The 11,555-nt window shown below is 45.4% G+C and carries 10 protein-coding genes and 1 pseudogene; 9 read left to right on the top strand and 2 right to left on the bottom strand.

The features are described from left to right. Both ppnN and A3735_RS01790 read right to left on the bottom strand, forming a co-directional pair. A partial coding sequence (gene ppnN / locus A3735_RS01795) for a nucleotide 5'-monophosphate nucleosidase PpnN (protein WP_068637467.1) occupies nucleotides 1-1,382 on the bottom strand: 1,382 nt, incomplete at its 3' end. 88 nt (nucleotides 1,383-1,470) lie between these two features. Next, nucleotides 1,471-3,270 (bottom strand): GGDEF domain-containing protein, encoded by a 1,800-nt coding sequence (locus A3735_RS01790; RefSeq protein ID WP_197485589.1) that lies wholly within the window; start codon nucleotides 3,268-3,270, stop codon nucleotides 1,471-1,473. 287 nt (nucleotides 3,271-3,557) lie between these two features. Between A3735_RS01790 and urtA the strand changes: the two genes are divergently transcribed. The 9 genes and pseudogenes from urtA to ureC form a co-directional block, all read left to right on the top strand. Next, nucleotides 3,558-4,838 carry an urea ABC transporter substrate-binding protein gene (gene urtA, locus A3735_RS01785; protein ID WP_156490602.1) on the top strand — a complete coding sequence of 427 codons (1,281 nt, stop codon included), beginning with the start codon at nucleotides 3,558-3,560 and terminating at the stop codon, nucleotides 4,836-4,838. A gap of 158 nt (nucleotides 4,839-4,996) precedes the next feature. Continuing rightward, complete coding sequence (gene urtB / locus A3735_RS01780; protein WP_068513018.1) at nucleotides 4,997-6,664, top strand: urea ABC transporter permease subunit UrtB; 1,668 nt, start codon at nucleotides 4,997-4,999, stop codon at nucleotides 6,662-6,664. Next, the gene (gene urtC / locus A3735_RS01775; protein ID WP_082880368.1) at nucleotides 6,661-7,821 is read left to right on the top strand and encodes an urea ABC transporter permease subunit UrtC; all 1,161 of its coding nucleotides are present in this window, start codon (nucleotides 6,661-6,663) and stop codon (nucleotides 7,819-7,821) included. The genes urtB and urtC overlap by 4 nt, the downstream gene beginning before the upstream one ends. Continuing rightward, the gene (gene urtD / locus A3735_RS01770; protein ID WP_068513015.1) at nucleotides 7,818-8,663 is read left to right on the top strand and encodes an urea ABC transporter ATP-binding protein UrtD; all 846 of its coding nucleotides are present in this window, start codon (nucleotides 7,818-7,820) and stop codon (nucleotides 8,661-8,663) included. Before urtC ends, urtD begins: the two co-directional genes overlap by 4 nt. A gap of 2 nt (nucleotides 8,664-8,665) precedes the next feature. After that, the gene (gene urtE / locus A3735_RS01765) at nucleotides 8,666-9,379 is read left to right on the top strand and encodes an urea ABC transporter ATP-binding subunit UrtE (protein WP_068513012.1); all 714 of its coding nucleotides are present in this window, start codon (nucleotides 8,666-8,668) and stop codon (nucleotides 9,377-9,379) included. A 187-nt stretch (nucleotides 9,380-9,566) separates the two neighbouring features. After that, nucleotides 9,567-10,469 carry an urease accessory protein UreD gene (locus A3735_RS01760; protein WP_068513009.1) on the top strand — a complete coding sequence of 301 codons (903 nt, stop codon included), beginning with the start codon at nucleotides 9,567-9,569 and terminating at the stop codon, nucleotides 10,467-10,469. Nucleotides 10,470-10,494: 25 nt separating this feature from the next. Further along, nucleotides 10,495-10,797: an urease subunit gamma gene (locus tag A3735_RS01755; RefSeq protein ID WP_068512141.1), complete on the top strand. Its 303-nt coding sequence runs from the start codon at nucleotides 10,495-10,497 to the stop codon at nucleotides 10,795-10,797. Nucleotides 10,798-10,970: 173 nt separating this feature from the next. After that, nucleotides 10,971-11,276, top strand: a complete 306-nt coding sequence (locus tag A3735_RS01750) for an urease subunit beta (protein ID WP_068512142.1) — start codon at nucleotides 10,971-10,973, stop codon at nucleotides 11,274-11,276. 22 nt (nucleotides 11,277-11,298) lie between these two features. Beyond that, a pseudogene (gene ureC / locus A3735_RS01745) lies at nucleotides 11,299-11,555 on the top strand (urease subunit alpha); the annotation flags it as partial.

Raw genomic sequence — 11,555 nt, 5'->3', positions numbered from 1 at the left:
ACGAACGTGCGCAAGAGCTTATCCAATGGCTCTATAATTTCCAAATCTCCAGTGATCTTGAATGAACCATGCTCTGCAATTGCTTTCAAACCTTGCTCCTTGACATTACCGGCAACAATTCCTGAAAAAGCTTTGCGTAAGTTTGCGGCAAGAATGTGAGGCTCCTGATTTTTGGACAGGTCTAGGTTTGCCATGTTGGGATGAGTGGGCTCGAAAGTTTTTTGAAACTGATGGTCGATATGAAGTTGCCAGTTGAAAAAATAAGCATCTTTTCGGGAGCGGCGATGTTTAAAGACCTTATGACAGGTTTGCACCATATGCTGAGCGACAGCACCGGGATTGTCAGTAATAATTTGATATTTCTCTTGTGCTTCTTCGCCAAGAGTTTGGCCAATAAAATCGTCAATCATCTTGAAATAGGCTTCGCTTTCTTTTCCGGCGGCAAAGACTAAAGGGAAGGGGGTCTTAGCGTTTTTGGGGTGAAGTAGAATGCCCAAAATATAGAGAATTTCCTCTGCCGTACCAACACCGCCAGGAAATACGATAACCCCGTGACCACAGCGCACAAAGGCTTCCAGGCGTTTTTCGATGTCTGGGAGTATAACTAGTTCATTGACGATAGGGTTTGGAGACTCGGCTGCGATAATTCCTGGCTCTGTAATGCCTATATAGCGCCGCTCTTCAAAATGCTGTTTGGCGTGGCCTATTGTGGCACCTTTCATGGGCCCCTTCATTGCGCCGGGGCCACAGCCGGTAATAATGTTTGCTTCGCGAAGGCCTAGTTGGTAGCCCACCTCTTTGGTAAATTCATATTCGCATCGATTGATAGAGTGGCCACCCCAGCAGACTATAAGCGGTGCTTGGGCGCCTTTGCGCAGCAAGTTGGCATTTCTAAGAATATGAAAGACTGCATCAGTGATGCCCTTGGAGTGTTCAAAGTCAAAATGCTGAGGGTCAAGCAGTTGGTTTTGAACGTAGAGCACATCTCTTAATACTGAAAAAAGTTGTTCCCGAATACCGCGAATCATCTTGCCATCAACAAAGGCTGAGCCAGGCGCATTTTCAATCAGCAGCTTGATACCACGAGACTGGCGTATAAATTTGATACTGAAATCTTTATAGCGCTCGATGATTTCATTGGTATCATCGACGGTGCTGCCGGTATTTAAGACCGCTAAAGCACAGCGCTTAAACAATTCATAGACCTTGGTTCTCGATAACTCGACTAATTGTTTTACTTCATAGGCAGAAAGGATTTCAAGGGAGCCTTCAGGGGAGACTGTGGCGTAGGGCATTGTCTCACAAGGTAAAATGTTGATACTGGGGTTATCGCTTATCGTGTGAGAGTTTTCTCGTGGAGCCGGTTTGTCGATACTCGCCATAATGTTACCTGCTTTAAATTGTTTAACTTTCTATGTAGCCTACTTGAGCATAGTTCACGCCTATGCTGCTTGGGTGACAATATCTAAGTTAATCGCTCACACCTTCATCGACAAAGCCGCTTTCATCATAAGAATAGAGCTTGATTTGAGCGTCATTCAAATGGGCCAAGCAGGTACCAAGTTGTCTCTTTGTGCGCTGTTTTAGTTGTATAAGCTGAGTCAGCAAGCTTTGGAAGGAGTCGAAATATTCTTCTTTAACGGTCATGACACCTGCCGAGAGAGATACAAAATCGAATAGGCGCATATGACCATTTCGGTCGGTGCTTTCGATACCACCTTGTTTGATGTCGTTATCCGAATAGAATTTAAGTACTTTGTGGTTGAACTCAGTGAAAACGGAGCGGAGTAATTCTTGCCACTCATCCTGAGGCATAATCAGTACAAAATCATCCCCACCGATATGCCCGGCAAAGCTAGCGCCTTGTTTAAGTTGCTTTCTTAGAATCTCGGCAAACATGATCAGTACTTCATCACCCCGGTTGTGGCTGTAATGATTGTTGAAGGGTTTAAAGTTTGCCAAATCGAGAAGCGCGATTGAGAAGGGAGTATCTTTATCCAGAAGTTCCATGACGCAATTCCCGATAGGGGTGTTCCCCGGGAGCATGGTCAGGATGTTTTCCTGGTGATCTGGTTTGACGCGCAACTGAGTGACCTTGCGTAATAGGTCGATGACCGTTCCGATCCCAAGAAAATGCTGCTCATTAGAGATAATAAAGTCATGCTCTGCATCTAATTGCGCGCGAGATGTGACCAGGCGGCTGACTTGCTCTATGCGCTGATGAGCGTCAACATGCAGGAAGTCTGAGCTCATTTCGCTTGAGATACACTTGGCTTGAACGACTTCTCGTCTCTGTCGCTTGGAATACTTGTTCATAAAGGGAGTGCGAAAGATAATGCCTTTTACTTTCTCATTCTCTACTACCGCAATGGAACTCATGTGAACATTGGCTTCAAGTAACTCAAAGACGCTTTGGATTGTGGTGCCGACTTCGACATGAGCTGTTGAAACAACCAAGTCGCAGGCCAAACTTTTTTGGTTGGTTTCTGCGAACAGTTCTTTGTCGAGTAAGTCATCGAGCTTGGGGGCGACGGGTGCTAACTGTGGTTTTTGAATTAAATAGCCTTGGACATTATGAACTCCTAGCTCATATAGCTTCTTAAGCTCTTTTTCTGTTTCGACCCCTTCAGCAATTAACACAGAACCAATCGAGCGGGCGACAGCTACCACTTCTTTGACCGTTTTTTGTTTGCTGGCACTACCATTTACGTTTTGAATGAAGCTGCGATCCAGTTTGATGTAATCTGGTTTTATTTCAGACCAGAGTTTATGTAACGACGCGCTTTCACCAACATTGTCTATTCCACTCAAATGGTCAACTGCGACCTCAAAGCCTTGCTCATGAAAAAAATGAACAGCTTCGATAAGCTCATTAATGTTATTGCTGGCATTCTTTTCATCAATTTCCAACACCATACGTGTTGATGGAACTCTATTGTCAGCAATGAGTTTTCCAACCTGATCCTTTAAACGACTACTGGCGATGAGCATTTCGTTGGATATGTTGATGAATAACTTGTTCTCCAGTTGAAGCTGGTCAAAGCTCTCGGCCGCTGTGTGTAGGCACATCAAGTCAAAAGGTTTTAAAATACCCGCTTCGGCAGCCGTATCAAACATTGCTGGCGTTTCTAAACCATTATCAGTCTCTGGCCCTCGTGAAAAGGCCTCCCAGCCGATGAGTTCACGCCGCTCGACATTAATGATCGGTTGGAACCAGCTGGTGATGTTATGGTGCTTCAGGATGTCTTTTACAACGAATTTTTTTTGCATGAGCTCAGGGGATATCATAGTTGTTCTTTATTAACTATTAATACTAGCAAACAATCTCTATTAGTCTTTTAATCTTTGCGGCTTATTGTAACGAGCTTTATTGAGTGTCAGTAAGAGTCGGTTTATAGAGTGAATACGTTATTTGACGTAGTCGAATTCGTCAATCAGCCAATACCCCCGAAGCAGTATATTTTTCATAATCGTTCATGAAGAGGCTATAACTCCAAATTTATAACAAGTGCCTCATTATCCAAGAGTCTTATTTTGAGGAAGGTAGAATCATGACAATGAAAAAAATGCTTAAAGGTTTAGTTCTTAGCGCAAGTGCTTCAGCATTTGCAATGAGCGCAATGGCTGCTGACACAATTAAAGTCGGTGTACTTCACTCTCTATCAGGCACTATGGCGATCAGTGAAACAACACTGAAAGACACGGTTCTAATGATGATCGAAGAGCAGAACAAAGAAGGTGGTTTGCTAGGTAAGAAGCTAGAGCCTGTTGTGGTTGACCCCGCATCGAACTGGCCATTATTTGCAGAGAAAACACGTGAACTGCTTACTAAAGACGAGGTTGACGTAATTTTCGGTTGCTGGACGTCATCTTCACGTAAAGCGGTTCTTCCTGTCATTGAAGAGTTGAACGGTTTGTTGTTCTACCCTGTTCAGTACGAAGGTGAAGAGTCGTCTAAAAATGTTTTCTACACAGGTGCTGCGCCAAACCAGCAAGCGGTTCCAGCCGTTGACTACTTGATGAATGACCTTGAGGTTGAGCGTTGGGTACTTGCAGGTACTGATTACGTTTACCCACGTACAACGAACAAGATTCTTGAGGCATACCTTAAGGCTAAAGGCGTTGCAGAAAAAGATATCATGATCAACTACACACCTTTCGGTCACTCTGATTGGCAGTCAATTGTTTCAGACATCAAGAAGTTCGGTAGCGCAGGTAAGAAGACAGCGGTTGTTTCAACAATTAATGGTGATGCAAACGTTCCTTTCTATAAAGAGCTAGGTAACCAGGGTATTTCTGCTGAAGATATTCCAGTGGTTGCATTCTCTGTTGGTGAAGAAGAACTGTCTGGTCTAGACACTAAGCCACTTGTTGGTCACTTGGCAGCTTGGAACTACTTCCAAAGCGTTGAAAGTGATGTAAACGAAGAGTTTATTGCAAACTGGAAGTCTTACATCAAAGACGACAAGCGTGTGACTAACGACCCAATGGAAGCGACCTACATTGGTTTCGAAATGTGGGCGAAAGCAGTTGAGAAAGCGGGTACTACTGACGTAGACGCAGTTGAGCAAGCTATCTTGGGTGTATCGGTACCTAACCTGACTGGCGGTACTGCTGTTATGAATACTAACCACCATTTGAGTAAGCCAGTTTTAATTGGCGAGATTCAAGAAGATGGTCAATTTGAAGTGGTTTGGGAAACTAACGGTGAAGTAATTGGTGATGCTTGGTCTAACTACCTACCAGGTTCTAAAGACCTAATTGCTGACTGGACTGACCCGGTTAAGTGCGGCAACTTTAATACTAAAACAGCTAAGTGTTCTGGTCAGAACTTCTAAGACCTGAGCTTTAGCTAGCCGGAAACATTTATTCGGCAACTTAAAAGGGGAGCACTGTCCGGTGCTCCTCATTTCTAAACCTACAACCCCGTAATTTCCCTATGATGTTTGGCTTCAGATCATATCTGAACAGACACAACAGGGAAGTTGCGTGTTAAATGAACCTAAAATGGAGTACAGCGGTGAGAATCCTGCCCTTTATTCTTGCGATAATGTTTAGCTTGGTGTTCAACCAAAGCTATGCGGCATCGAACGCCGAGAACAGTCCAAGCACTGTTGCGACAGCAATAGATAGCGAAACCCAAGCGCTCTTAAGCAAACTGACGAAAGCCAAGCTTAAGAAGATTATTCCGATCTTGAAAGACTTGGAAGCACACGCAGGGGAAACCTTGCTCCCCATGTTTCAGGTGATGCTAAAGGGGCAGCTTCATTATCTTAAGAAAGACCGTAACTCACTTATGTCGGTGAAAAAAGTTGATGGCGAAAAAGTCTTTCACGAAGTTTTCACCGGTGCTGAGTTAGAGCCATTGAAAAAGAAACTCTACAAGAAAGTTCGTGTGAATAACAAAGTGCGCTCTTATCTCCGTGGGGCAATTGCACGTATTCAGCTAAGTGCAAAGGACCCAGAGTTGCGTCTTTCAGCGCTCACTTCTTTACTATCAAGTTTGGATGAAAGCCTGATTGAAGCCATTCAAGCAGTGAAAGTGTCTGAGCAAGATGAAGAAGTATTGGAAATGATGGGGGTTGCACTTGCTATTTATGCCTTAGAAAACAGCAAAGTTCGCGAAGAACGACTGGCGTCAATTGAAACCCTGGCAGGTCGTTTGGAAAATGAGATTAAGAATCTGCTCGCCAAAATTGTTGAAAATGATAGTGATGAAGTCGTTGTGGCGGCGGCACAAAAGGCGTTAACACTGATTGAAGATCGAGTCGCTAACTTTCAGTTTGTCGATAAGCTCTTTTTCGGATTGAGCTTAGGTTCTGTCCTTTTGCTTGCTGCAATTGGCCTGGCAATTACCTTTGGCGTTATGGGCGTTATTAATATGGCGCATGGTGAGATGATCATGCTGGGCGCTTATACCACTTATGTGGTTCAGTTGCTGATGCCGAATGCTATCGACTATTCGATTTGGGTCGCTATTCCGGCAGCTTTCCTAGTGTCGGGCTTTGTTGGCATCTGTATAGAGCGAGGCGTAATTCGTCATCTTCACGGTCGTCCGCTTGAAACGTTACTGGCAACCTTTGGTATCAGTCTCATCTTGCAGCAATTGGTTCGCACCGTATTTTCTCCGCTCAACCGCCAAGTTGAAACGCCGAGCTGGATGAGTGGCTCCTTAGATATCAACCCTGTCTTATCGCTCACGATGAACCGCCTTTACATTCTTGCCTTTGCATTATTGGTGTTTGGTCTGTTGTTGTTGATCTTAAATAAGACCTCATTGGGGTTGAATGTTCGTGCGGTTGCTCAGAACCGTGACATGGCAAAAGCCATGGGTATTCGCACAGACTGGGTCGATGCAATGACTTTTGGTTTAGGTTCAGGTATCGCCGGTATGGCGGGTGTGGCTTTGAGTCAGTTAACGAACGTAGGGCCGAATCTCGGGCAAGCTTACATTATCGACTCCTTTATGGTCGTTGTGTTTGGTGGTGTTGGAAACCTTTGGGGGACCTTGGTAGCAGGCTTCAGCTTAGGTATTGCCAATAAATTTCTTGAGCCGGTTACCGGTGCAGTATTGGCTAGCATCTTGGTATTGGTATTCATCATCTTGTTTATTCAGAAAAAACCGAAAGGACTGTTTCCACAGAAGGGGAGAGCGGCAGAATGAGTATTTTAAGTACGCTGTTTGATCGCGGATTAATGGGCCGAGAAGGTCAGCCGGGGAGTCGAACCTTTCCATTTGTAATTCTTTTACTCGCCATCACTTTCCTTGCCTCTATCGGTAACTTGGTGATGCCTGAAGGTTCAGTGTTTTATGTCAGCACCTATACCATAACTTTGCTGGGTAAGTACTTGTGCTACGCCATGCTGGCTTTGGCAGTTGATATTATCTGGGGCTATTGCGGTATTTTGAGCTTGGGTCATGGTGCATTTTTCGCGCTTGGTGGCTACGGCATGGGCATGTATTTAATGCGTCAGATTGGTGACCGTGGTGTCTATGGTCACCCTGAGCTACCTGACTTTATGGTCTTTCTGAATTGGCAAGAGCTACCTTGGTTCTGGCAGGGTATGGATCAATTCTGGTTTGCGATGATCATGGTGGCATTGGTGCCTGGCTTGCTAGCTTTCGTGTTCGGTTGGTTGGCATTCAGGTCTCGAGTCACGGGTGTATATCTATCGATCATGACGCAAGCACTGACTTATGCATTGATGCTGTCTTTCTACCGAAACGAGATGGGTTTTGGCGGGACCAACGGCTTAACAGATTTCAAAGAGATACTAGGCTTTGATTTACAAGCAGACAGCACGCGAATTGGTTTGTTTGTCGCCACCTCTGTCATATTGTGTTTAGTGTTGCTTGCGAGCCATGCGATATTTAAATCACGCTTTGGCAAGGTTATTGTCGCGATTCGTGATGGTGAAAACAGAGCACGTTTTATTGGCTATCGTACTGAGCGCTATAAAGTTTGGTTGTTCGTCTACTCAGCTGTGATTGCGGCAGTAGCGGGTGCCTTGTACGTTCCTCAAGTCGGTATTATTAACCCAGGTGAATTCTCACCCATTAACTCTATCGAAATGGTGATCTGGGTAGCAGTGGGTGGCCGAGGAACTTTGATTGGTGCAGTTATTGGTGCATTGTTAGTGAATTTTGCGAAGACTAAATTCACCGCGATTATGCCAGATGGTTGGTTATTCGCATTGGGTGCCTTGTTTGTCTTCGTTACGCTTTACTTACCAAAAGGCCTGATGGGCTTAATGGAGCAAATTAGAGACAAGCGAACGCTAAAGAAGAATAAATTAGAAACCGGGGAGACAGCATCATGAATGTATTGGATACAACTCGAGAAACGATGCGTCGAGACCAAGTATGGAGTTTCATGCGCGAAGACGATGTGCATGTTGATGTATCGAAGAACGTGATTCTCTATATCGAAGGCTTGTCAGTCAGTTTCGACGGCTTTAAAGCACTGAATGACATGAACCTCTATATCAATGATGGTGAACTTCGCTGCTTAATAGGTGCAAATGGCGCAGGTAAAACGACCTTGATGGATGTGATTACCGGAAAGACCCAATGTGACGAAGGCTCGGTTTATTTTGGTCAAACACATAACTTGCTGGAAAAAGATGAAGCAGAGATTGCTCAGCTAGGGATAGGTCGAAAGTTTCAAAAGCCCACAGTGTTTGAAGCGCATACAGTTCTGGATAACCTTGAGCTAGCGCTAAAAACAAACAAGCGCGTGCTGCCCACTTTATTTTCTACACTTAGTTCGGAAGAGATAGGCCGAATTGACCACGTATTGGAAACAATTGGCTTGAAAGAGCACCGTATGATGCTGGCAGGTTCCTTATCACATGGGCAAAAGCAGTGGTTGGAAATTGGTATGTTGCTCGCGTCTGAGCCTCGTTTGCTATTAGTTGACGAGCCGGTTGCAGGCATGACGGCACAAGAAACAGAACGAACCGCTGAGCTGTTGAACTCTTTAGCGGGTGAACACACCGTCGTGGTCGTTGAACACGATATGGAATTTGTTCGATCAATTGCCAAAACCGTGACGGTATTGCATCAAGGCTCTGTATTGGCAGAGGGGACTATGGACGAGGTGCAAAATAATAAAGATGTAAGGGAAGTGTATTTGGGTGATGAAACGGGTGATGAGGCTTAATTATGATTTCAATAAACAAGGTTAATCAGCATTACGGCGGCACTCAAATCCTTTGGGACTTGGACATGCAGATCGAGCCAGGTTCACGCACTTGTATCATGGGCCGTAATGGTGTCGGTAAAACTACCTTACTTAAGGCCATCATGGGACTGCTTCCCGTCACCAATGGCGAAATATTAATGGATGGCCAGCCTTTGCAGGGAAAAACAGCGGAAGCTCGAGCACCCGCAGGTATTGGCTATGTGCCGCAGGGACGGGAGATCTTTCCATTACTAACCGTTGAAGAGAATTTACGTGTGGGTTTGCCTATTCGCAAGGGACGTTTAAAAGGTCAGGAAGGCGCGGGTGAAATTCCTCAGAAAATTTTTGATCTATTCCCTGTGCTAGGCGAAATGATGCATCGCCGCGGTGGTGACTTATCGGGTGGCCAGCAACAGCAGTTGGCCATTGGCAGAGCGCTGATTATAGAGCCTAAGGTGTTAATTCTGGATGAGCCAAATGAAGGTATTCAGCCTAACATTGTTAAGCAAATTGGCGATGTTGTGATGAAGTTAAATGAAGAAGAAGGCTTGACGGTTATCCTTGTAGAGCAGAAACTTGGCTTTGCTCGACGCGTTGGACAATCCTTTAGGCTAATGGATAGAGGCCGTGTCGTGGCCAATGACACGATGGATAAGCTGAGTGATGACTTGATTAGTAAATACTTGGCTGTATAAAGAGGTTATTACTCTCTCTACACTCTTTTTTATCGTTACCCACAGACATTTCCATAAAACGCTGTCATTCCCGCCTTCGCGGGAATGACGGGGGTCTTTGGAATGACGGGGGTCTTTGGAATGACGGAGTACTTTGGAATGACGTTTTCTAGACGACAAGAATCAAAAATATAAATGAATAACAAAAATGAACCAAGCACTCGACCCAACACTCATTGAAGACATTGTTTCTGACCACGGTCAGTGGCAGGCCTATCTGCGTTTACGCTTTGCGCAACGATCACGTGGTACACGCTTGGTTGCTAGTGAACATCAAGGTCCGCTTTACGTTCAAAAAGCGTTTTACCCTGAAGGCCCTGACTGTGCGCACGCTTATTTGCTGCACCCGCCGGGCGGCTTGGTAACTGGTGATACCCTAGATATCGACATACAGGTTGAATCTGGCAGTGAGGCACTCATCACTACGCCCGGCGCGGGTAGAGTCTATAAGGCTCGCGACGACTCGGGTGTTCAAACACAAAATATGACCTTGCGAGTCGAAAGCGACGCCGTGTTGGAATGGTTACCGCTAGAAACTATTCTTTTCCCTAAGTCTCATGCACGTATGAATACCCAAGTTGAACTGGCAGAAGGTGCTAAGGTAATGGCTTGGGAGGTCACTTGTTTTGGCTTACCGGCGAATAACTTGGCGTTCGAAGACGGTAGTTGCGAGCAGCGCTTGCAGATATGGCAGCAAGGCCGTATTCGTTTCAATGAAGCCCTCAGTTTAGCGCCAGGTGACACATCCGTTTTACATGGAACGGGTGGACTTCAAGAAAAGCCCGTTAATGCACTATTTGTTGCTGGGCCCTTCAACGAAACTATCGATAGTGCGGAGCATGAAACCATGCTTGAGGCATTGCTTATCAAACAAAGTGGTATGCCAGGAGATGATTTGCTAGCGTTAAGCATGACAGGTGAGTTTCTAACCGTCAGATACCTCGGTAACTGCACTGAACGAGCAAGAAATTTATTAGGCGAAGCATGGGCATTGGTTCGTCCAGTGCTATCGGGGCGCAAAGCCATCGAACCAAGAATTTGGTTAACTTAAGTGTCAGATTATATAAGAGTGAATTATGGAACTATTACCTAGAGAGAAAGATAAGCTACTGGTTTTCACCGCCGCGTTGCTGGCTGAAAGACGCTTGAACAGAGGCTTAAAATTAAACTACCCCGAAGCCATGGCCTACCTGACAATGGAAATTATTGAAGGCGCTCGAGACGGTAAAACGGTTGCCGAACTAATGAGCTACGGCAAAACCTTGTTGACTGAAGAGCAAGTAATGGACGGTGTCGCCTCGATGATTCATGAAGTGCAAGTCGAAGCGACCTTTCCTGATGGAACTAAACTGGTCACCGTTCACGACCCGATTTCATAAGTCGATTAATTGGCCTTTTTATTCCGTTAGTGACACTCACATAGTCACACCGGTGGTAACACTCACAACTGTCATCCCGGTGGTGTTTTAAGCCGGGATCCATGAGGGTTAGTTAGGGGATAACGCAGGAATGACACAACTATGAACGAATATCTATTGATAAGGGGACAAGTATGATTCCTGGAGAATACCAAGTCGCCGAGGGCGATATTGAACTGAATGTAGGGCGCGAGACATTAAGCTTGCGTGTTGAAAATACCGGTGACCGACCCATTCAAGTCGGCTCTCACTATCATTTTTTTGAAACCAATTTGGCTTTAAGTTTTGATCGAGACAAGACCAAAGGCTTTCGTTTAAATATTGCCTCGGGCACGGCGGTAAGGTTTGAACCTGGACAGGGCCGGGAAGTAGAGCTGGTGGCTTATGCGGGTGACCGTAAGGTCTACGGATTCCGTGGTGATGTAATGGGCGCGCTATAGCTTTGAGCTGAGGAGAGAAAAGATGACTAAGATGGATAAAAAAGCCTACGCGCAAATGTTCGGTCCAACGGTGGGTGATAAAGTTCGTTTAGGCGATACCGATCTTTGGATCAAAGTGGAGAAGGATTACACCACCTACGGCGAAGAAGTGAAGTTTGGTGGCGGTAAGGTGATTCGAGATGGCATGGGGCAAAGTCAGCGCTCATGTGCCGATACTGTCGACCTAGTGATTACCAACGCTTTGGTTCTTGATCACTGGGGAATCGTTAAAGGTGATGT

The organism is Oleiphilus sp. HI0061 (genome assembly GCF_001635675.1).
This window is presented reverse-complemented; position numbering and strand designations above follow the sequence as displayed.